Source organism: Verrucosispora sp. ts21 (assembly GCF_002879555.1).
Taxonomy (GTDB): domain Bacteria; phylum Actinomycetota; class Actinomycetes; order Mycobacteriales; family Micromonosporaceae; genus Micromonospora; species Micromonospora gifhornensis.
On the sequence record NZ_PNOZ01000038.1, the window covers coordinates 48,680 to 68,934 of the forward strand.

The 20,255-nt window shown below is 69.7% G+C and carries 22 protein-coding genes and 1 pseudogene; 20 read left to right on the plus strand and 3 right to left on the minus strand.

The features are described from left to right. Positions 1 to 6 precede the first annotated feature (6 nt). The 17 genes and pseudogenes from rplF (at position 7) to truA (ending at position 11,218) form a co-directional block, all read left to right on the plus strand. Positions 7 to 549 carry a 50S ribosomal protein L6 gene (rplF, locus tag C1A38_RS17755; RefSeq protein WP_013735942.1) on the plus strand — a complete coding sequence of 181 codons (543 nt, stop codon included), beginning with the start codon at positions 7 to 9 and terminating at the stop codon, positions 547 to 549. After that, a complete protein-coding gene (rplR, locus tag C1A38_RS17760; protein WP_013735941.1) occupies positions 546 to 935 on the plus strand; it encodes a 50S ribosomal protein L18 in 390 nt (129 codons plus the stop codon). The genes rplF and rplR overlap by 4 nt, the downstream gene beginning before the upstream one ends. 34 nt (positions 936 to 969) lie before the next feature. Next, complete coding sequence (rpsE, locus tag C1A38_RS17765) at positions 970 to 1,584, plus strand: 30S ribosomal protein S5 (protein ID WP_013735940.1); 615 nt, start codon at positions 970 to 972, stop codon at positions 1,582 to 1,584. Continuing rightward, positions 1,584 to 1,766, plus strand: a complete 183-nt coding sequence (gene rpmD / locus C1A38_RS17770; protein WP_102658913.1) for a 50S ribosomal protein L30 — start codon at positions 1,584 to 1,586, stop codon at positions 1,764 to 1,766. The genes rpsE and rpmD overlap by 1 nt, the downstream gene beginning before the upstream one ends. Beyond that, a complete protein-coding gene (gene rplO, locus C1A38_RS17775) occupies positions 1,766 to 2,209 on the plus strand; it encodes a 50S ribosomal protein L15 (protein WP_013735938.1) in 444 nt (147 codons plus the stop codon). Before rpmD ends, rplO begins: the two co-directional genes overlap by 1 nt. 240 nt (positions 2,210 to 2,449) lie before the next feature. Then, positions 2,450 to 3,775, plus strand: coding sequence for a preprotein translocase subunit SecY (secY, locus tag C1A38_RS17780; protein WP_013735937.1), 1,326 nt, complete (start codon positions 2,450 to 2,452; stop codon positions 3,773 to 3,775). Beyond that, positions 3,776 to 4,429, plus strand: coding sequence for an adenylate kinase (locus tag C1A38_RS17785; protein ID WP_013735936.1), 654 nt, complete (start codon positions 3,776 to 3,778; stop codon positions 4,427 to 4,429). It begins immediately after the preceding gene. A gap of 93 nt (positions 4,430 to 4,522) precedes the next feature. Beyond that, on the plus strand, positions 4,523 to 5,374 hold the full coding sequence (gene map, locus C1A38_RS17790; RefSeq protein WP_102658914.1) for a type I methionyl aminopeptidase: 852 nt from the start codon (positions 4,523 to 4,525) through the stop codon (positions 5,372 to 5,374). An 84-nt stretch (positions 5,375 to 5,458) separates the two neighbouring features. Next, positions 5,459 to 6,034 (plus strand): annotated as a pseudogene (locus C1A38_RS17795) (DUF1707 SHOCT-like domain-containing protein); the annotation flags it as partial. Between the two features lie 355 nt (positions 6,035 to 6,389). After that, positions 6,390 to 6,611 (plus strand): translation initiation factor IF-1, encoded by a 222-nt coding sequence (infA, locus tag C1A38_RS17800; protein WP_007073013.1) that lies wholly within the window; start codon positions 6,390 to 6,392, stop codon positions 6,609 to 6,611. 90 nt (positions 6,612 to 6,701) lie between these two features. Next, on the plus strand, positions 6,702 to 6,815 hold the full coding sequence (gene rpmJ, locus C1A38_RS17805; RefSeq protein WP_012184307.1) for a 50S ribosomal protein L36: 114 nt from the start codon (positions 6,702 to 6,704) through the stop codon (positions 6,813 to 6,815). Positions 6,816 to 7,083: 268 nt separating this feature from the next. Further along, a complete protein-coding gene (rpsM, locus tag C1A38_RS17810) occupies positions 7,084 to 7,464 on the plus strand; it encodes a 30S ribosomal protein S13 (RefSeq protein WP_013735933.1) in 381 nt (126 codons plus the stop codon). 89 nt (positions 7,465 to 7,553) lie between these two features. After that, positions 7,554 to 7,961 carry a 30S ribosomal protein S11 gene (gene rpsK, locus C1A38_RS17815; RefSeq protein ID WP_007073011.1) on the plus strand — a complete coding sequence of 136 codons (408 nt, stop codon included), beginning with the start codon at positions 7,554 to 7,556 and terminating at the stop codon, positions 7,959 to 7,961. 14 nt (positions 7,962 to 7,975) lie between these two features. Continuing rightward, entirely contained in the window at positions 7,976 to 8,602 is a 627-nt protein-coding gene (rpsD, locus tag C1A38_RS17820) for a 30S ribosomal protein S4 (protein ID WP_013735932.1), read from the plus strand. Between the two features lie 98 nt (positions 8,603 to 8,700). After that, a complete protein-coding gene (locus C1A38_RS17825) occupies positions 8,701 to 9,723 on the plus strand; it encodes a DNA-directed RNA polymerase subunit alpha (RefSeq protein ID WP_013735931.1) in 1,023 nt (340 codons plus the stop codon). Between the two features lie 34 nt (positions 9,724 to 9,757). Next, positions 9,758 to 10,318: a 50S ribosomal protein L17 gene (gene rplQ / locus C1A38_RS17830; RefSeq protein WP_102658916.1), complete on the plus strand. Its 561-nt coding sequence runs from the start codon at positions 9,758 to 9,760 to the stop codon at positions 10,316 to 10,318. A 69-nt stretch (positions 10,319 to 10,387) separates the two neighbouring features. Next, a complete protein-coding gene (truA, locus tag C1A38_RS17835; protein WP_102658917.1) occupies positions 10,388 to 11,218 on the plus strand; it encodes a tRNA pseudouridine(38-40) synthase TruA in 831 nt (276 codons plus the stop codon). Positions 11,219 to 11,221: 3 nt separating this feature from the next. Here truA and C1A38_RS17840 read toward each other — a convergent pair whose 3' ends face one another. Beyond that, on the minus strand, positions 11,222 to 12,325 hold the full coding sequence (locus tag C1A38_RS17840; protein WP_102658918.1) for a hypothetical protein: 1,104 nt from the start codon (positions 12,323 to 12,325) through the stop codon (positions 11,222 to 11,224). A gap of 125 nt (positions 12,326 to 12,450) precedes the next feature. Between C1A38_RS17840 and C1A38_RS17845 the strand changes: the two genes are divergently transcribed. From C1A38_RS17845 to C1A38_RS17855, 3 genes are all read left to right on the plus strand, one after another. After that, positions 12,451 to 13,056: a class I SAM-dependent methyltransferase gene (locus tag C1A38_RS17845; RefSeq protein WP_102658924.1), complete on the plus strand. Its 606-nt coding sequence runs from the start codon at positions 12,451 to 12,453 to the stop codon at positions 13,054 to 13,056. A 56-nt stretch (positions 13,057 to 13,112) separates the two neighbouring features. Next, positions 13,113 to 14,792, plus strand: a complete 1,680-nt coding sequence (locus C1A38_RS17850) for an ABC-F family ATP-binding cassette domain-containing protein (RefSeq protein WP_102658919.1) — start codon at positions 13,113 to 13,115, stop codon at positions 14,790 to 14,792. 78 nt (positions 14,793 to 14,870) lie between these two features. After that, positions 14,871 to 15,824: an aldo/keto reductase gene (locus C1A38_RS17855; RefSeq protein ID WP_102658920.1), complete on the plus strand. Its 954-nt coding sequence runs from the start codon at positions 14,871 to 14,873 to the stop codon at positions 15,822 to 15,824. A gap of 76 nt (positions 15,825 to 15,900) precedes the next feature. Here the strand turns inward: C1A38_RS17855 and C1A38_RS17860 are convergent, their stop codons facing one another. Beyond that, entirely contained in the window at positions 15,901 to 16,446 is a 546-nt protein-coding gene (locus C1A38_RS17860) for a hypothetical protein (RefSeq protein ID WP_102658921.1), read from the minus strand. A 62-nt stretch (positions 16,447 to 16,508) separates the two neighbouring features. After that, positions 16,509 to 20,255: OmpL47-type beta-barrel domain-containing protein (locus C1A38_RS17865; RefSeq protein WP_146017572.1), on the minus strand; the 3,747-nt coding region annotated here is incomplete at its 5' end.

Genomic DNA, 20,255 nt, shown 5'->3' on the forward strand with positions numbered 1-20,255 from the left:
GTAGAAATGTCGCGTATTGGACGTAAGTCGATCCCGGTACCATCCGGCGTCGACGTGACGATCGACGGCCGGACCGTCAAGGTCAAGGGCCCCAAGGGCGAGCTGTCGCACACTCTAGCCGAGCCGATCTCCATCGAGCGGGCCGAGGACGGGCAGCTGAGCGTCAACCGCCCGAACGACGAGCGCAAGGCCAAGGAACTGCACGGCCTGAGCCGCACCCTGGTCGCCAACATGATCGTCGGAGTCACCGAGGGCTACCGCAAGAGCCTGGAGATCTCCGGCACCGGTTACCGGGTCACCGCCAAGGGCAAGGACCTCGAGTTCGCGCTCGGGTTCTCGCACCCGGTCACGGTCCCCGCGCCGGACGGCATCACCTTCACGGTGGAGAAGCCGACGCTGTTCCACGTGGCCGGCATCGACAAGCAGCAGGTCGGTGAGGTCGCCGCCAACATCCGGAAGATTCGCCCGCCGGAGCCCTACAAGGGCAAGGGTGTCAAGTACCAGGGCGAGGTCATCCGACGTAAGGCCGGAAAGGCAGGTAAGAAGTGAGCGCCACGCTGCTCAAGCGCCGCCGCGGCGTCGCCGCCAAGCGTGCCGTCGGGCGTGCGCGTCGGCACTTCCGGGTCCGCAAGAGCGTCAACGGCACGCCCGAGCGTCCGCGCCTGGTCGTCACCCGTTCGCTGCGGCACATCGTCGCCCAGATCGTGGACGACACCAAGGGTCACACCCTGGCGTCGGCCTCGACCCTGGACGCCTCGGTGCGCGGCACGGAGGGCGACAAGAGCGCCCTGGCCGGCAAGGTCGGCACCCTGCTCGCCGAGCGGGCCAAGGCCGCTGGCATCTCCAAGGTCGTCTTCGACCGCGGTGGCAACCGGTACGCGGGGCGGGTAGCCGCGCTTGCCGACGCCGCCCGCGAAGCCGGGCTCGAGTTCTGACAATCCCCGTCACGAGAGAAAAGGAAGGCTGCTGATGCCAGGTCAACAGCGCCGTGGCGGCGGGTCCGGTGGCAACGAGGGTGGTCGCCGCGACAACCGCCGTGAGGGCGGCCGCGGAAACGCGCCCGCCGAGAAGACCCCGCACCTTGAGCGGGTCGTCGCGATCAACCGTGTCGCCAAGGTCGTGAAGGGTGGTCGTCGCTTCAGCTTCACCGCCCTGGTGATCGTGGGCGACGGCGACGGCACCGTGGGCGTGGGCTACGGAAAGGCCAAGGAGGTGCCCGCGGCGATCGCCAAGGGTGTCGAGGAGGCCAAGAAGCACTTCTTCAAGGTGCCGCGGATCGGCTCCTCGATCCCGCACCCGGTGCAGGGCGAGGCCGCTGCCGGTGTGGTGCTGCTCAAGCCGGCCTCGGCCGGTACGGGTGTCATCGCCGGTGGCCCGGTGCGTGCCGTGCTGGAGTGCGCGGGCATCCACGACGTGCTCTCCAAGAGCCTCGGGTCGTCGAACCCGATCAACATCGTGCACGCCACCGTGGCTGCGCTGAAGGGGCTCGAGTCCCCTGAGGCCGTGGCCGCGCGTCGGGGCCTGCCGGTGGAGGATGTTGCGCCGGCCGCCATGCTGGCGTCCCGGGCGGGGGTGGCTTCCTGATGGCACGTCTCAAGGTCACCCAGGTCCGGTCCGTGATCGGGACCAAGCACAACCAGCGTGAGTCGCTGCGTTCGCTCGGTCTCAAGCGGATCAACGACGTGGTGGTCAAGGAGGACCGGCCCGAGATTCGCGGGATGATCTTCACGGTGAACCACCTCGTGAAGGTCGAGGAGGTCGAGTAATGACGATCAAGGTCCACCACCTGCGCCCGGCGCCGGGGGCCAAGACCGCCAAGACCCGCGTGGGTCGTGGTGAGGGCTCCAAGGGCAAGACCGCCGGTCGCGGTACCAAGGGTTCCAAGGCCCGTAAGAACATCTCGGCGGCGTTCGAGGGTGGGCAGATGCCCATCCACATGCGACTGCCGAAGCTGAAGGGCTTCAAGAACAAGTTCAAGGTGGTCTTCCAGGTGGTCAACCTGGACCGCCTGGCTGAGCTGTTCCCCAACGGCGGTCAGGTCGGCCCGGCCGAGCTGGTCGAGGCCGGCGCGGTCCGCAAGGGCCAGCCGATCAAGGTTCTCGGTTCCGGGGACCTGGGCGGTGTCTCGCTCCAGATCTCGGCGCACGCCTTCAGTGCGTCGGCCAAGGAGAAGATCGCCGCCGCCGGTGGCTCGGTAACAGAGCTGTAAGCTGCACAAACGCTTGGCGCCCGCCAGTTGATCACAGCTGGCGGGCGCCATGCTCTCAACTCGGGCGTGTGCGCCCGGTAACATCGGATTCGGTTTATGTAGCCGGGCACATCTGCCCGGACCGGGATCGGGCTGTTAGAGTCCCTTCCCAGCATGGAGAATCGGGCACCCTGCCCGACACCACCACCACCCCGATCCGCCTGGGATGCCCGGCGGCCCGCCTCGCGCAGGAGGAAGAAGTTGCTGTCCGCCTTTCTCAGTGCGTTCCGTACGCCTGACCTGCGCAAGAAGCTGCTGTTCACAGTAGGCATCATCGCGATCTACCGGCTCGGCGCCACTCTGCCCAGCCCAGGTGTCTCGTACGGCAACGTGCAGAAGTGCCTCGACACGATCGAGGGCTCCACCGGTGTGCTGAACCTGCTCGACCTCTTCTCGGGCGGCGCACTGCTCCAGCTGTCGGTCTTCGCGCTGGGCATCATGCCCTACATCACCGCGTCGATCATCCTGCAGCTGCTGACGGTGGTGATCCCCCGGCTCGAGCAGCTCCGCAAGGAGGGCCAGGCCGGCCAGGCGAAGATCACCCAGTACACCCGCTACCTGACCCTCGGCCTCGGTGTCCTCCAGGCCTCGGCGTTCGTGGCGCTGGCCCGCTCCGGCCAGCTGTTCAACAACCAGTGCGACGAGTTCCCGATCATCCCGCAGGGCACCGGCATCCCGGACTGGCTGACGCTGTCCATCCTGGTGATGACGATGACCGCGGGTACCGGCGTGGTCATGTGGCTCGGTGAGCTGATCACCGACCGCGGCGTCGGCAACGGCATGTCCGTCCTGATCTTCACCTCGATCGCCGCCCGGCTCCCCAGCGAGGGCTGGCGGATCAAGGAGAGCCAGGGCTGGTTCAAGTTCTTCCTCGTCATCGCTCTGGTGCTGGTGGTCATCACCGCGGTCACCTTCATCGAGCAGGCCCAGCGCCGCATCCCGGTGCAGTACGCCAAGCGCATGATCGGCCGGCGGATGTACGGCGGCACCTCGACCTACATCCCGCTGAAGGTCAACCAGGCGGGTGTCATCCCGGTCATCTTCGGTTCGTCGCTGCTCTACCTGCCGCAGCTGGCGCTCCAGTTCTTCGACCAGAACGACCCGGGCAAGACCCAGGCGTGGATCCAGAACAACCTGGTCGACCCGACCAGCCCGATCTACATCTCGGTCTACTTCCTGCTGATCATCTTCTTCACCTACTTCTACGTCTCGATCACGTTCAACCCGACCGAGGTCGCGGACAACATGAAGAAGTACGGCGGCTTCGTGCCGGGCATCCGCCCCGGCAAGCCCACCGCCGACTACCTGGACTTCATCCTCAGCCGCATCACCCTGCCGGGGGCGCTGTACCTCGCGATCATCTCGATCCTGCCGAACTTCTTCTTCATCTGGCTGGACCGGCAGCAGTACCTCAACTTCCCGTTCGGTGGTACCGCTGTGCTGATCATGGTTGGTGTTGCTCTCGAGACCAGCAAGCAGATCGAGAGCCAACTGATGCAGCGGAACTACGAAGGGTTCCTGCGGTAGATGAGACTGGTTCTGGTTGGCCCGCCTGGCGCGGGCAAGGGCACACAGGCAGAGTTCATCGCCGCGCACCTGTCCGTTCCGAAGATCTCGACCGGGGACATCTTCCGGGCCAACGTTTCGCAGGGCACGCCGTTGGGCGTCGAGGCCAAGCGGTACATGGACGCCGGCAAGCTGGTCCCGGACGAGGTCACCATCAACATGGTCCGGGACCGGCTCGCCGAGCCGGACACCGCCGAGGGCTTCCTGCTCGACGGCTTCCCTCGGACCACCCCGCAGGCCGCGGCCCTGGACAAGCTCCTGGCCGACCTGGGCACCGCTCTGGACATCGTGCTGGAGCTGGTGGTCGATGACGACGAGGTGATCCGGCGGCTGTCCGGCCGGCGCACCTGCCGGGGTTGCGGCAAGATCTGGCACGTCGAGTTCGACGCGACCAGCCGGGAAGGCATCTGCGACAGGTGCGGCGCCGAGTTGTTCCAGCGGGACGACGACAAGCCGGAGACCATCGCGGCGCGGCTGCGGGAGTACGCGGACAAGACCGCGCCGTTGGTGGACTACTACGGCGCTCAGGGCAAGCTGGTCGGCATAGACGCCACGGGCCCGGTGGAGGACGTCACGGTCCGCGCGATCGACGCCCTGCGCTCCTACGGGAGCTGACCGCCGTCGGCTGACCGCCACCCGGATAGAGTGCGAACAGCGGGGTACGCTCGGCGTGCCCCGCTGTTCGTGGCAACGAAAGGTATCGCCTCCATGCGTTGTCCCCAGCTGGACATCCAGCTGAAAACCCCCGAGCAGATCGAGAAGATGCGAGCCGCCGGCCTGGTGGTCGCGGAGGCGCTTCGCAGGATGCGGGAAGCGGTCGCGCCCGGGGTGACCACGGCCGATCTGGACGCGATCGCCGAGTCGACGATCCGTGAGGCGGGTGCCGTCCCGTCCTTCAAGGGCTACCACGGGTTCCCGGCGTCGATCTGCTCGTCGGTGAACGAGCAGATCGTGCACGCCATCCCGTCGCCGGAGCAGGCGTTGGCCGAGGGGGATCTGATCTCGATCGACTGCGGTGCGGTGCTCGACGGCTGGCATGGCGACGCGGCGATCACCGTCGGCGTGGGCGAGGTCGATCCGGCGCTGCTGCGGATGGCGACGGTCGCCGAGGACGCCATGTGGGCCGGAATCGCCGCCGCCGCCCGGGGCGCCGCCAGCGGCAAGGGCCGGCTGACCGACATCTCGCACGCGGTGGAGAACGCGGTACGCAAGGGCGGCCGGTACGGCATCGTCGACGGTTACGGCGGTCACGGCATCGGCACCGAGATGCACCAGGACCCGCACGTGCTCAACCACGGCCGGCCGGGCAAGGGACCCCGACTGGTGCCGGGCATGGCGCTTGCCATCGAGCCGATGATCACCATGGGTTCCCCGCGTACCGTCGAGTTGGCCGACGGGTGGACGGTAGTCACCCGGGACGGCTCGCGGGCCGCGCACGTCGAGCACACCATGGCGCTGCTGCCCGACGGGGTGTGGGTGCTGACCGCCCCCGATGGTGGCCGGGGCCGCCTCGGTGACCTGGTCACCGCCCGCCAGCCGAGCAACGCGCCGTCCGCCTGAGTCGCGCCCGAGCCAAGGACCCCGACCCACCTTCGATCGAGTGCCGGGTGGGCGGACTGGCGGGCCGGTGGCATGCTTGCCCGCATGGATGGGCGTGACGGGATGCGGGCAGCGGACGCCGACCGTCAGGTCATCGCCGATCGGCTGCGGGTCGCGCTCGACGAGGGCCGGCTGAACCTGCACGAGTACGACGAGCGACTCCAGCGGGCGTACGCCGCTCGTACCTACGCCGACCTGGACGACCTGGTGCGTGATCTGCCGGCGGCGGGTGCGGTGGCACCGACGCCGGGTGCGGTGCCTGCGCAGCGGGCGGCCGACGGTGCGGTATCGGCGTCGGACGGAGCGGTACCGGCGTCGGACGGCGCCGCCGACCGGACGGTGACCGTGCGCTGGCTGGTCGAGGTCTGGGAGCCGTGGCTGAAGACTGTCGGGATCGTGGTGGCGATCTGGGCGGTGACCTCCTTCGCCTCCCGCGACCTGCTTTACTTCTGGCCCGCCTGGGTGGCCGCGCCGTGGGGTGCGATCCTGCTGGTCCAGACCGTCACCGGGCTGGTCGGCGGCGAGCCCCGGCGGTGGGCGGCAGAGCGGGAGCGCCGCCGGCAGCGGCGGGCCGAGAAGAGGGCCGTCAAGCGGGACCGCAAGGCCGCCCGTCACCTGCCGCACCATGGCCGGCGATCGGCGGGCGGAACCGAGGCCCTGGCCGACGCGCAAGGGCCGCAGCATGACCTGGGTCACCAGGCGACCGAGCCGGGCCCGGTGCCGCAGCAGCCGGAGGGGAATGCCTGAAAGGCACGTTTGTCGTGCCGGTCCGGGCGTATTGGCCGGTCGGTTTGGCGACGGCGTGCATGCGGGCGTACACTTTCTGATCGGCGCACAGCGTCCACTCCGCCATGCCCACCAAGCGCTTCGGTGGGACGCGGAGCCGCGGCTGGCGCGGGTCAACTGATCATGATCAGCACCCGTGTAAGGCGTTGTGAGCCGGTCCGGAGTAACCGACGTCAGGACAGCGGAGGACATGCCGAAAAAAGACGGAGCCATCGAGATCGAAGGTCGGGTCATCGAGCCCCTGCCGAACGCCATGTTCAGGGTGGAGCTCGCCAACGGCCACAAGGTGCTGGCTCACATCAGCGGCAAGATGCGGCAGCACTACATCCGTATCCTGCCGGAGGATCGGGTCGTCGTGGAACTCTCGCCGTACGACCTGACCCGCGGGCGCATCGTCTACCGCTACAAGTAGTCCTGACGACGGCCGGAAACGTCCCGTGTCCGTCTTCGACGTCCGGTGTCGCGCCTCGTGGTGCCGGGCCAGATGGGAAGTAAGGCAACCGTGAAGGTCAAGCCGAGCGTCAAGAGGATCTGCAACAAGTGCCGGGTTATCCGCCGGCACGGCCGGGTCATGGTCATCTGCACCGACCCGCGCCACAAGCAGCGCCAGGGCTGATCGTCACGGCCGACCGGTGACCACCGGTCGGCCGAGGGCGTGATCCGGGCCGCAGATCCAGCCAGCACATCACACATGCTCGTCCCAGCCGCGAGCGGTGCGCAGCGCGTACTTTCTCGTGGTTGACCCCCGGTCGGAGGCCGGGGCCCGCTTGGGCAGCGACCGAACCGCGTCGCCGGCGCATCACGCGCCGGAGGGACAGGTCGGTCGGTAGCGGGGTGGGACGGGTCCACACCTCCGCGAGACAACACAAGGAGTACGCCCACAGATGGCACGTCTAGTCGGCGTCGACCTCCCCCGCGAGAAGCGGCTGGAGATCGCGCTCACCTACATCTTCGGCGTGGGTCGCACCCGCGCTCTGGAGACGCTCGCTGCCACCGGCATCTCGCCGGACAAGCGCGCCCGGGACCTCACGGACGAGGAGCTGGTCCAGCTCCGTGACCACATCGAGGCCAACTACAAGGTTGAAGGCGACCTGCGCCGCGAGGTCGCCGCTGACATCCGCCGCAAGGTCGAGATCGGCTGCTACGAGGGCATCCGGCACCGCCGGGGTCTGCCCGTCCGTGGCCAGCGGACCCGTACCAACGCCCGCACCCGCAAGGGCCCGAAGCGGACGGTCGCCGGCAAGAAGAAGCCCGGCAAGAAGTAATTCTCTTTCACCGGAGTGCGGGTCCGGGTCTGCCCAGGTAGGCCAGGCCGCAACCCGTGCCGGGAAGTCAACTAGGAGCGCACAGACTTATGCCACCGAAGGCTCGTGCCGGGGCCGCTGTAAAGAAGGTCCGGCGCAAGGAACGCAAGAACGTCGCCCACGGGCAGGCGCATATCAAGAGCACCTTCAACAACACCATCGTGTCCATCACGGACCCGACCGGTGCCGTCATCTCCTGGGCCTCCGCGGGCCAGGTCGGCTTCAAGGGTTCGCGCAAGTCGACCCCGTTCGCCGCCCAGCTGGCCGCCGAGGCCGCTGCGCGTCGGGCCATGGAGCACGGCATGCGCAAGGTCGACGTGTTCGTCAAGGGCCCCGGCTCCGGCCGGGAGACCGCCATCCGTTCGCTGCAGGCGGTGGGCCTGGAGGTCGGGCAGATCTCCGACGTCACCCCGCAGCCGCACAACGGATGCCGTCCGCCGAAGCGTCGTCGGGTCTGAGAGGTTAGAGAGAGATGGCTCGTTACACCGGTGCTGACTGCCGCCGTTGCCGGCGGGAGAAGATGAAGCTGTTCCTCAAGGGCAGCAAGTGCGATGGTCCGAAGTGCCCGTTCGAGTCCCGGCCGTTCCCGCCCGGGCAGCACGGCCGCGGCCGCACCAAGGAGACGGAGTACCTGCTCCAGCTCCGTGAGAAGCAGAAGGCTCGCCGGGTCTACGGCGTGCTGGAGAAGCAGTTCCGCGGTTACTACGAGGAGGCCGTGGCCAAGCAGGCCAAGACCGGTGAGGTCCTCCTGCAGATCCTCGAGTCGCGGCTGGACAACGTGGTCTACCGGGCTGGCTACGCCAAGTCCCGGGACATGGCCCGTCAGCTGGTCAAGCACGGTCACTTCACGGTGAACGGCAAGAAGGTCGACATCCCGTCGTACCGCGTCAGTGCACACGACATCATCGAGGTTCGGGCGAAGAGCAAGGAGCTCACCCCGTTCATCGTGGCTCAGGCCGAGGCCGGTTCGAAGACCGTGCCGGCGTGGCTGGAGGCCATCCCGAGCCAGATGAAGGTTCTCGTGCACTCGCTCCCGGCCCGCCAGGTGATTGACACCCAGGTCCAGGAGCAGCTGATCGTCGAGCTCTACTCCAAGTAAGGGCTCGTTGCGGTGGTCCGCCCGGCGACGGGCGGGCCACCGGAACAGTTTGTGTCGTGGGCGTCATATGGCGGGCGCCCCGGAAGAGAAGAGAAGACATGCTCATCAGCCAGCGACCGACCCTCTCCGAGGAGTCGATCAACGAGACCCGGTCCCGGTTCACCATCGAGCCGCTGGAGCCGGGCTTCGGCTACACCCTGGGCAACTCGCTGCGGCGTACGCTGCTGTCGTCCATCCCGGGTGCGGCGGTCACCTCGATCAAGATCGACGGTGTGCTGCACGAGTTCACCACGATCCCCGGCGTCAAGGAGGACGTGGTCGAGCTCGTCATGAACATCAAGGAGCTCTGCGTCAGCTCCGAGCACGACGAGCCGGTCAGCATGTACCTGCGCAAGCAGGGCCCGGGCGACGTGACCGCCGGCGACATCCAGCCCCCGGCCGGTGTCTCGGTGCACAACCCGGACCTGAAGCTCGCCACCCTCAACGGCAAGGGCCGGCTCGACATGGAGCTGACCGTCGAGCGGGGTCGTGGCTACGTCACGGCGGCGCAGAACAAGCAGGCGGGCGCGGAGATCGGCCGGATCCCGGTCGACTCGATCTACTCGCCGGTGCTCAAGGTGACGTACCGCGTCGAGGCGACCCGTGTCGAGCAGCGGACCGACTTCGACCGGCTGATCATCGACGTCGAGACCAAGCCGTCGATGGGCCCGCGTACCGCGCTGGCCTCGGCCGGTTCGACGCTGGTGGAGCTGTTCGGGCTGGCCCGGGAGCTGGACGAGACGGCGGAGGGCATCGACATCGGCCCGTCGCCGCAGGACGCGCAGCTGGCGGCGGACCTGGCCCTGCCGATCGAGGAGCTGGACCTCACCGTCCGCTCCTACAACTGCCTCAAGCGCGAGGGCATCAACTCCGTTGGTGAGCTCATCGGGCGTACCGAGGCCGACCTTCTCGACATCCGCAACTTCGGCCAGAAGTCGATCGACGAGGTCAAGATGAAGCTCGCCGGGATGGGTCTGGGGCTGAAGGACTCGGCTCCGAACTTCGACCCGGCGCACGTCGTGGACGCCTTCGGCGAGGCCGACTACGACACCGACGACTACCGCGAGACCGAGCAGCTCTAGTCCGCGCTGCCGCCACACCTGAGGAGCACCAAGCATGCCCACGCCCACCAAGGGCCCCCGCCTCGGCGGCAGCCCCGCGCACGAGCGGCTGATGCTGGCCAACCTGGCCACCGCGCTGTTCCAGCACGGCAAGATCCAGACCACCGAGACGAAGGCCCGGCGGCTGCGTCCGCTGGCCGAGCAGCTCATCACCAAGGCCAAGCGCGGCGACCTCGCCTCGCGTCGGCGGGTACTGGGCGTCGTCAAGGACAAGGACGTGGTCTACTCCCTGTTCGACCAGATCGCGCCGCGGTACGCCAACCGCAACGGTGGCTACACCCGGATCGTGAAGACCGGTCCGCGCAAGGGTGACGCCGCTCCGATGGCGATCATCGAGCTGGTCGAGGAGCTGCAGGTCACCGAGCCGACGGCGAACCGCAAGACCGCCGCCCGCAAGGCCGCCCAGCAGGACAAGGTCGAGGCGCTCGCCCCGGCCGAGGAGGCCCCGGCCGCGCGTTCGGCCGACCAGGACTCCGAGGCTCCGGTGTCGGCGTCCGGTGACACCGCCGCCGCCCGCGAGGACAGCGACCTGGCCACCGAAGAAGGCAAGGCCTGATCCAGGCCGTCGTCGGGCCCGGCATCCCCACGGGGTGCCGGGCCCGAGTCGTCTTGAGGGAGGTACGACGTGGACGAGCGGGTCCGGCTACGGCTGGATGTCGCGTACGACGGCACGGACTTCTCCGGCTGGGCCGCCCAGCCGGATCGGCGTACGGTCGCCGGGGTCCTGGTGGAGACGCTGGATCTGGTGCTCGGTGCCGGGACCGCGACCGGGTTGACGGTGGCTGGTCGTACCGATGCCGGGGTGCACGCCTCCGGGCAGGTCTGTCACCTCGATCTGCCCGTGGAGGTCTGGCGCGAGCACGAGGGCCGGCTGCTGCGCCGGCTGGCCCGGCTGCTGCCGGGCGATGTGCGGGTCCGGGCGATGACCGAGGTGCCGGCCAGCTTCGACGCACGCTTCTCCGCCACCTTCCGGCGGTACGAGTACCGGGTCACCGACGCCCCGTGGGGTGCCGAGCCGCTGCGTCGACACGAGGTGCTGGCCTGGCCGCGCCCGCTCGACACCGATCTGCTCGCCGCCGCCTCCGCCGGGCTGGTGGGGGAGCACGACTTCGCCGCGTACTGCCGACGCAAGGAGAACGCCACCACGTTGCGGGAGGTGACCCGGCTGGACTGGCGGCGTGAACCGGACGGGATCCTGGTCGCCACCGTGCAGGCCGACGCGTTCTGCCAGGCGATGGTGCGCAGCCTGGTCGGCGCGATGCTGGTCGCCGGGGACGGCCGCCGACCCGTGGAGTGGCCGGCCGGCCTGCTGACGCGGCGGGAACGGTCCAGCGAGGTGACCGTCGCGCCCGCGCACGGGTTGACCCTGGTGGCGGTGGGCTACCCGGACGATCCGGCCGAGTACGCGCGCCGTGCCGAGGCGACCCGACGGTTGCGGGTGCCGGCCGACGCCTGAGGCTCAGTCCTCGTCGGACCCGTCCTGACGTCCGGTGCCGTCGGTGGGCTCGGGCGAGGGCTGGTTTGCGACACCGCCGTTGGCCCGCCGTTCCAGCACGTCCCGGTTGAGGTGCAGTTCGAGCATGTCGAAGAGGATCTCGCGGACGGCCGTGTCACCGGAGCGGATGGTCGCGCCGTCCGCGCGGGAGACCACCGCGTACGCGACGTAGTGGCCGCGTACCTGCCAGCCGACGCGGGCGGGGGCGGTGGCGATGGCGTCGGTGCCGTCACCGGCCGGCATGCCGCGGAAGCGGCCCTCCCGCTCGTCGAGCACCTGGCGGATCCGGTCGCGGGCCCGTTCGGCGCTGGACCTGTCGGTCAGGTTGAACAGGCCGGTGGTGACCAGGTGTTCCTGGTCGGGGGCGCGCAGGGTGGCCCGGACGACCTGGTTGCAGCCGAGCCGCACGAGCAGATCCGCGACCTCGCCGGTGGCCGCCACCGGGCAGCTCGCGCTCGACTGGGTGCGCAGCACCTCGTACCCGTTCTGGCTGTCGCCGATCGCCAGGGTGCTGCTGGGGAAGACTTCCCGGGCGGTCAGCGGTGCCTGGTCGGTGTCGCGGGAGTCGAGGTCGCTCGCCTGGGTCGGATCCGTGCCCGGGGTGTTGTCCGGTGTGGTGTTCGGGGCGGCCTGCTGGCCGATCAGCTGCCGGCCGTCGAGCAGCGCGGCACCGGCCAGACCACAGAGGGCGAGCAGCACCAACGCGGCGGCGCCACCGATCAGCACCTGCCAGGTGCGGCCACCGCCGCGACGTGGCGGTGGCGCGGTGGCGGCCTCCTGCGGTGCGGGTACGGCGGCGGGCAGGTCGTACTGGGCCGTCGGAGCGGCCTCGTAGTTCGGAGCGGCCTCGTAGTGCGGCACCGCGTCCTGCACCGGCGGGGAGGCTGCTGTCGACGTCCCCGACGAGGGCAGCACCAGCTGGTTGGGCCGGGGCAACGACGGCGCGGGGAAGCGCGACGGCGACGGGCCGGCCGGCACCGCACCGGCTGCGGGCGGTGGCTGCCCCTCGGAGTCGTCGTCCCGGTACGGGACGAAGGCGTCCTCATCGGAGTCGTACCGATATACCATGCCGTCCAGAGTAGGGACTTTTATCCCTTTAGTAGGTTTTTCTGGGAAAACGAGCGGCGGGTCGTGTCGCCGCCGGGGGACTCCGTCCCGTCGGGCGGGTCGAGGCCGGTGCGAGAATGACCGGCGTGACCGGGGACCATTACTTCACCACCGCACCGAGCGCATCCGCCCACCCGCGCGAGGTGCAGTTCGCCGTCGCCGGCCGCGAGTTCACCCTGGCCTCGGCGTCCGGGGTGTTCTCGGCGACCCGCCTCGATCCGGGTACCGCCGTGCTGCTGCGCAAGGCCGACCTGCCGCCCGCCACGACCGAGGGCGCCCTGCTCGACCTCGGCTGCGGCTTCGGTCCGATCAGCTGCGTGCTCGCGACCGTCGCACCGACGGCGACGGTGTGGGGGGTGGACGTCAACGAGCGGGCCCGGGAACTCACCGCCGCCAACGCGGACCGCCTGGGTCTCGCCGACCGCCTGCGGGTGGCCGCACCCGAGGACGTACCCGCCGACCTGGCCTTCACCCAGATCTGGTCCAACCCGCCCATCCGACCGGGCAAGGACGAGCTGCACGCGCTGCTGTTGCGCTGGCTGCCGCGGTTGACCCCGGACGGGGTGGCCTGGCTGGTGGTCGGTCGCCACCTCGGCGGTGACTCGCTGCACCGCTGGCTGGTCGAGCAGGGCTGGCAGGTGGAACGGCACGCCAGCCAGAAGGGCTTCCGGGTGCTTCGCGTCACGCGGTGAGCCGCCGACGCCGGTAATCGGTTGGCTCCTCCGTCGGGCTCCGGGAGGATGCCCGCGTGGGATACGTGGACGTGGCAGCGGTCGGGTACGTCCTGCCGGACGGGCGGGAACTCTTCGCCGACGTGTCGTTCCGGGTCGGTGAGGGTGCCAAGGTGGCACTGGTCGGGCCGAACGGCGCCGGCAAGACGACGTTGCTGCGGATGGTCGCCGGTGACCTGCCGGTGCGCGCCGGCACCATCGCGCGTACCGGTGGGTTGGGCGTGATGCGCCAGTTCATCGGCATGATCGGGGACGAGTCGACGCTTGCCGACCTGGCGTTGTCGCTCGCCCCGCCACCGCTGCGCGAGGCCGGTCGCCGACTCGCCGAGACCGAGGCGGCCATGCGCGCGGCCGAGCTGCGCGGCAAGTACAGCAACGCCGCCGGCAAGGCCCAACTGGCGTACGCGGACGCGCTGGCCGCCTGGGGCGAGACCGGCGGGTACGACGCGGAGGTCCTCTTCGACACCGTCGCCACCATCGTCCTGGGCCTGCCCTGGGACACCGCCCGGCAGCGACCGGTACGCACCCTCTCCGGCGGTCAGCAGAAGCGCTTCTCGTTGGAGTTGCTGCTGCGCGGCACCGACGAGGTGCTGCTGCTCGACGAGCCGGACAACTTCCTCGACGTGCCCGGCAAACGGTGGCTGGAGGCGCGGCTGCGCGAATCCGGCAAGTCGGTGCTCTACGTCTCGCACGACCGGGAGTTGCTGGCGCACACCGCCGACCGGGTGGTTGCCGTGGAGGGCGGCAGCGCCTGGGTGCATCCGGGTGGCTTCGCGAGCTGGCACGAGGCTCGGATGGCCCGGCACGCCCGCCTCGACGAGCAGCGCCGCCGCTGGGACGAGGAGCACCAGAAGCTGCGTGAGCTGATGCTGATGTACAAGCAGAAGGCCGCGTACAACGACGGGTTGGCCTCGCGCTACCAGGCCGCACAGACCCGGTTGCGCAAGTTCGAGGAGGCCGGGCCGCCGCCCGTACCGCCGAAGGACCAGGACATCCGGATGCGCCTGACCGGCGGACGGACCGGCAAACGCGCGTTGGTCTGCGAGCAGTTGGAGCTCGACGGCCTGACCTACCCGTTCGACCTGGAGGTCTGGTACGGCGACCGGGTCGCGGTGCTCGGTGCCAACGGCACCGGCAAGTCGCACTTCCTGCGGCTGCTGGCGCGCGGTGGCACGGACCCCGATCCGGCCAACCCGCCGGTCGACGGCGCGGCGGCGCTCGCACCGGTGGCGCACGGCGGTGTCGCGCGGCTCGGTGCCCGGGTGCGTCCCGGGCACTTCTCGCAGACCCATGACCGTCCCGAGCTGACGGCGAAGACCCTTGTCGAGATCCTCTGGCGCGGTGACGAGCACCGGGACGGCATGGACCGGCACGCGGCGATGGCGGCGCTGAGCCGGTACGAACTCGCCGGTCAGGGCGACCAGCGCTTCGGCACCCTCTCCGGTGGGCAGCAGGCCCGTTTCCTGGTGTTGCTGCTGGAGCTGTCCGGGGCGACCCTGCTGCTGCTCGACGAGCCCACCGACAACCTCGACCTGGCCTCCGCCGAGGCGCTGGAGGCCGGCCTGGCCGCCTTCGCCGGCACGGTGCTCGCGGTCACCCACGACCGCTGGTTCACCCGCACCTTCGACCGGTTCCTGCTGTTCCGCGGCGACGGCGAGGTGGTCGAGACCGACGAACCGGTGTGGGACGTCGGTTGACGGTGGCCGCCCCGGGTCACCGTCCGGTGAGGCCGCCCGGCCGCCGAGCCTGCGGCATATGGTGATCTCGTGAGTGAGATGACCTATCGCCGGTTGGGCGACTCCGGGCTCGTGGTGTCCGCTGTGGGGATCGGCTGCAACAACTTCGGCCGCAAACTCGACCTCGACGGCACCCGCGCGGTGGTCGACGCGGCTCTCGACGTCGGGATCAACTTCTTCGACACCGCCGACATCTACGGCGAGCCGCACGGCGCGTCGGAGACGCAACTCGGTGCCGCCCTCAAGGGCCGCCGCGACGACGTGGTGCTGGCGTCCAAGTTCGGCATGTCGATGAGTGGCGCCAACGGGCGGGACTTCGGCGTACGCGGCTCACGGCGGTACGTGATGCGGGCGGTGGAGGCGTCGTTGCGCCGACTGGACACCGACCACATCGACCTGTACCAGTTCCACGAGCCGGATCCGGGCACCCCGATCGATGAGACCCTCGCCGCCCTGGACGACCTGGTCCGCGACGGCAAGGTGCGCTACCTGGGCAACTCCAACTTCGCCGGCTGGCAGATCGCCGACGCCGACTGGACGGCCAAGACTCGCGGGCTGACTCGCTTCGTCAGCGCGCAGAACAACTACAGCCTGCTCAACCGGGACGCCGAGATCGAGGTGCTGCCCGCCTGTGAACGCTTCGGGCTCGGCATGCTGCCGTTCTTCCCGCTGGCCAACGGGCTGCTCACCGGCAAGTACAAGCGTGGCGAGGCGCCGCCGGCCGGTAGCCGGCTGGCCGGTGGCGGCCGGTACGCCCAGCGGCTCGCCGCCGCCGACTGGGACACCATCGAGGCCATCGAGGCGTACGCCGCCGAGCGTGGCGTACCCATGTTGCACGTGGCAATCGGCGGGCTGGCCGCCCAACCGTCGGTGGCCTCGGTCATCGCCGGAGCGACCACGCCCGAGCAGGTACGCGCCAACGCGGCGGCCGGGTCCTGGCAGCCCACCGACGCCGACCTCAAGGCGCTGCGCGAGGTGCTCGACCGCCGCTAGCGGCCAGCGAAACGACACGGGACGCGGAACGGCCCGGCACGCGTGATGCGTGCCGGGCCGTATCCGTCGACGCTGGTTACGGTCGGCGGCGACGCCGGCCGAGCAGCGGTGCGGTCAACGCCACCACGATGAGCGTGGCGACACCGAGCCCGACCGCCCACCACCAGCCGGGTGCCGTGCCGTCGCCGCCACGGTCGGCCCGCGCCGGTTCGGCGTCCCGGTTCTCGGCGACGGGCACCACCGGCGGCGGCTGCGCCACCCGTGCCTGCACCTTCGCCGATGCCGTGCCGGAGTAGGGCGCGGCCGGCTTCACCCGCACCTTCCACTCGCCGGGAGAGAGGATCGGGCCGGTGGTGTAGAAGCCCTGTCCCTCGGCGGCCGGTTCCAACTGCACCGGGCCGACCGTGCGGCCCTCCGAGCCGGTGGCGGTGAGCACCAACCGGACCGCCTTGTCCAGGTAGTGACCGTCGGCGTAGGTGGCCTGGATGGTCACCCCGTCGGCACCGTCACCGGCCACCGTCAGCTTGAGCTTGTTGTTGTGCGCCGCCGCCGGGTTCGCGGCGAGGACCGCCAGGAGCAGAGCGGCGATCATGGCGGTGGCCACCGTCCGGATCCGGGTCACGGTGCCTCCTCACGTCGTTGAGCGGGGCCCCGCCCGGACGATGCCGGGCGGGGGCCCACTGATCACAGGCGACGGCCGGGTGCGAGCCGGGTGGGGTCGTCACCGAGGCGTCCAGCGCCCTTGACGGACTTGCCGTCATTGGCCTTGACGCCCGCCGTGCTGGCCGTGCCGCCGAGCCGGACGATCATCGCGTCGGCGTCCCGGATCAGCACTTCCCGGATCTCCGCCTCGGCGACCAGCTTGGTGTCGGCGGCAAGGTCACGGAACTTGATCAGCTCCTTGATGGCCTTGTCGTCCTTGCCCTTGGCCTCCTCCTTGCGGACCTTCTCGAGCTGCTTCGACAACTGGTCGTACGCCTTGTTGGACAGGCGTCCGGTCGCCTTGAACCGGTCCAGCAGGTTCTGCATGTCCCGGAACGAGGTGGTGACGAAGAACCGGACCGACGCGGTGGTGGCGTTACCCGCCTTGTCGGTCGCGGTCACGGTCAGCTCGTGCAGACCCAACGGCAGCTCGTACATCGCCTGCAGCGTGCCGCTGGCGTACGGCTGGCCGTTGAGCGTGCCGACCACGGTGGCGATGCCGGAGGTCGGGTCGACCGCCTGCCAGGACACGCGCACGTCCTGGCTGTCACCGTAGAGCTGACCGTCGGCGATGCCGGAGACCAGCAGGGTCGGCTTGGTGCCGTCGATGCGTACCACCGCGGACTTCAACGTCTCGACGTTGCCGACCTTGTCGGTGGCCCGGTACAGCAGCTCGTGGGTGCCGTCGCCGGTGATCTCCACCGGCTCGGTGTACGGCGTCCACGCGCCACCGTCGAGCGACCACTCCAGCAGCTGCACCCCGGAACCGGCGTCGGTCGAGGTGAGCACCACCGGGATGGTGCCGTTGTGCCAGCCCTCGTCGTTCGCCGGAGCGAACGACGCGGTGCTGACCGGCGCGGTGGTGTCGATCCGGACGGTGACCGTCTTCGTCTCCTCCACGTTGCCGGCCTCGTCGACGGAGCGGAACCGCAGCTCGTGCTCGCCGTCTCCGGTCACCTGCACCGGGTCGGTGTAGGCGGTCCACTCGGTGGCCTCGCCGAGCTGGTACTCGGTGCGGGCCACCCCGCTGCCGCCCTCGGAATCGGTGGCGGACAGCGTGACGGTCACCGGACCGGTGTGCCAGCCCTCGACCGGCGTACCGGACACCTCGGCGGTGGTCACCGGAGCCACGGTGTCGCTCGGCACCTCCTCCGCGGAGAACCGGAAGTAGTCGAACGACGCCACCTTCGAGGCGGTCTGGTTGCCGCTGAGGGTGAACACGCCCACCTTCGGGGTCGCCCCCACGGCCGCGTTGACCAGTTCGGTCAATGCCGTCCAGGTGGTGCCGTCCGCCGAGTACGACGCGGTGAAGGTGTCACCGGTGCGGGACACCCGCAGGGACCACTCGGACGAGGTCAGGTTCTCCGCACCCGGCTGCGGGTCCTGGATCACCCCGTCGATCTCGCTGCGGAACTCGATCCGCCGCGTCACCGGCTGACCGGCCTGGTTGTCCACGACGAAGTCGAACTTGAGGTAGTTGTCGTCGTCGCCGTACACGATCAGACCCGCCTGCTGGTACTGCTCGTCCAGCAGACTGCCGTCGATCCTGGTCTCCATCGTCCAGTCGCCGGTCGGGGCGTTCTGCAGGATGAAGTTCGTCGGATCGGTGTTGTTGGTGCCGTAGATGTCGCCGTTGGGCACGTCGACGTAGAGCTTCCCGCCGCTGACCCGGTAGGCGCTCGGGTCCTCCCGCAGGATCGCGTTCCACCGGCACTTGTCAAGCGAGATGCCGTCGAACTCGTCGGACGGGTCGACCGGCCCGGCCGGGGAGTCCGGCGTCACCTGGAACCAGTCGAACACGGCATCCACGACGGGGGCGTCGGTGCCACCGTTGAGGGCGAACAGGCCGATCCGCGGGTTCTCGATGCCGGCCAGCGCGGCGGACCGCCCGACCGGGCTGAAGGTCTGCCCGTCGGCCGACATCTCCGCGGTCAGGTTGGTGCCGTCGCTGCTGAGCCGCAGGTAGACGGTGTCACCGTCCGGTGCGGCGACGTTGTCGGCACTGTCGTTGCGCGGCGTGCCGGCAGTCTCCCGGAGGAACTCCACCCGCCGGCTGCCGTTGTAGAGCAGGTCGACCTTGGCGTAGTTGTCGTCGTCGCCGTAGATGATCAGACCGGCCTGCTGGTAGGTCGCCGTCACCGGGACAGTGACCTTCGTGGTCGCCTGCCAGGCACCCGACGGTGCCGGCTGGAGCACCAGGTTGGTGGCGTCGTTGCGGTCGCCGTAGAGGTCGCCGACCCCGGTGGGCAGGCGCAGCGCACCGTCGGAGACGGAAAGCAGCTGGTTCTCCCGGACCACGCTGGTCCACCGGTCGCGGTTGAGCGTGTCGCCGGTGAAGTCGTCCGAACGCGCCCCGAGGCAGGAGGTGTTCGGCGATTCGATCCGGACCGGCACGGTCGCGTACGACCGGGCACCCCGGCTGTCGGTCACCGTCAGGGTGGCGGTGAAGTTGCCGGGCGCGGCGTAGGTGTGCTCGGCGTTGAGCGTGTCGGCCGTACCGCCGTCACCGAAGTCCCACTCGTACGTCAGCGGGGTGTCGCCCTCGGGGTCGGTGGCCGTACCGCTGAACGCGACGGTGAGCGGCGCGGTGCCGCTGGTCGGCGTGGCGTTGGCGGTGACGACCGGCGGAGCGTTGTCGGTGACACCCTTGCCGAGGAAGTCGATCCAGTTGACGTTGAACAGGCTCGCCGTGCCGCCGGCCGGGTCGCGGGCGACGAAGAACAGCTTGCCGTTCGAGTCGGCGTCGGCGGGAACCTCGGCGGTGACGTCGGTGTACGACTGCCAGTCTCCGGTCCCCGGTACGACGACCGAGGTGACAAGCGGACCGTCGGCCGCACCGGCGCGGACCTCGAGCCGACCGCCGGAGTTGGCCGAGGCCACCCGGAAGCGGATCGACTCGATGCCGGTCAGGCTGGCCGGCTCGACCGACCACCAGTCGCCGTCCTCGATGAAGCCGATGTTGTCACCACCGCCTGCGGTGTCCCCGGTGGCCTCCTTGGCCACACCCGGGTCGCCGCTGCCGGTGCCGTCGGCCAGCCGGCCGGTGTTGGAGTAGTACTCGGCCTGCTTGCGCTTGGGCTGGAGGATCTCCAGGGCCCGGCCGGTCAGCGGGTTGGCCCCACCGGAGCCACCCTTGTCGGTGTAGGTCGCCTCCAGCACGGTGAAGACGTTCGCCTCGGCGCCGTGTCCGGCGGCGAGCTGGGTCTGCACCACACCCTCGCAGCCGGTGTGCTGCTCCAGCGGGTGGGCGTGCTCGTCGTGACCGAGGAGCACCTGGAGTTCCACGTCGGCGCAGTCGATCTCGCCGTCCTCCGGGTCGGTCACCTTGATGGTGTACTTGACCTGGTCACCCCAGTCGAAGAAGCCGCCGTCCGGCGGGAACTCGATGGTGACAGTCGGTACGGTGTTGCCGACCGTGACCGGCACGTTCGCCACCGCGGTGCGCCCCTTGGGGTTGGTCACGGTGAGCTGGGCGTTGTAGTTGCCCGCCGAGGCGTACGTGTGGGTGGGGTTGGCCACGTCGGAGCTGTTGCCGTCACCGAACGTCCAGGCGTAGGTCAGCTCGCCACCGTCCGGGTCACGCGAGCCGGCGCTGGAGAAGCTGACGGTCAGCGGAGCCGGCCCGGAGGTCGGGTTGGCGCTGCCCACGGCGATCGGAGCCCGGTCACCGGCGATGTAGTCGATCCGGTAGACCCCGGAGTTGTCGTTGTTGCCGCCGAAGCCGCTGCC

What these genes read in the sequence shown, in the direction of transcription:
- rplF (WP_013735942.1), top strand. Translation starts at nt 7, where the DNA reads ATGTCGCGTATTGGACGTAAGTCGATCCCGGTACCATCCGGCGTCGAC.
- rpsE (WP_013735940.1), top strand. Translation starts at nt 970, where the DNA reads ATGCCAGGTCAACAGCGCCGTGGCGGCGGGTCCGGTGGCAACGAGGGT.
- rpmD (WP_102658913.1), top strand. Translation starts at nt 1,584, where the DNA reads ATGGCACGTCTCAAGGTCACCCAGGTCCGGTCCGTGATCGGGACCAAG.
- rplO (WP_013735938.1), top strand. Translation starts at nt 1,766, where the DNA reads ATGACGATCAAGGTCCACCACCTGCGCCCGGCGCCGGGGGCCAAGACC.
- C1A38_RS17785 (WP_013735936.1), top strand. Translation starts at nt 3,776, where the DNA reads ATGAGACTGGTTCTGGTTGGCCCGCCTGGCGCGGGCAAGGGCACACAG.
- map (WP_102658914.1), top strand. Translation starts at nt 4,523, where the DNA reads ATGCGTTGTCCCCAGCTGGACATCCAGCTGAAAACCCCCGAGCAGATC.
- infA (WP_007073013.1), top strand. Translation starts at nt 6,390, where the DNA reads ATGCCGAAAAAAGACGGAGCCATCGAGATCGAAGGTCGGGTCATCGAG.
- rpsM (WP_013735933.1), top strand. Translation starts at nt 7,084, where the DNA reads ATGGCACGTCTAGTCGGCGTCGACCTCCCCCGCGAGAAGCGGCTGGAG.
- rpsK (WP_007073011.1), top strand. Translation starts at nt 7,554, where the DNA reads ATGCCACCGAAGGCTCGTGCCGGGGCCGCTGTAAAGAAGGTCCGGCGC.
- rpsD (WP_013735932.1), top strand. Translation starts at nt 7,976, where the DNA reads ATGGCTCGTTACACCGGTGCTGACTGCCGCCGTTGCCGGCGGGAGAAG.
- C1A38_RS17825 (WP_013735931.1), top strand. Translation starts at nt 8,701, where the DNA reads ATGCTCATCAGCCAGCGACCGACCCTCTCCGAGGAGTCGATCAACGAG.
- rplQ (WP_102658916.1), top strand. Translation starts at nt 9,758, where the DNA reads ATGCCCACGCCCACCAAGGGCCCCCGCCTCGGCGGCAGCCCCGCGCAC.
- C1A38_RS17840 (WP_102658918.1), bottom strand. Translation starts at nt 12,325, where the DNA reads ATGGTATATCGGTACGACTCCGATGAGGACGCCTTCGTCCCGTACCGG.
- C1A38_RS17855 (WP_102658920.1), top strand. Translation starts at nt 14,871, where the DNA reads ATGACCTATCGCCGGTTGGGCGACTCCGGGCTCGTGGTGTCCGCTGTG.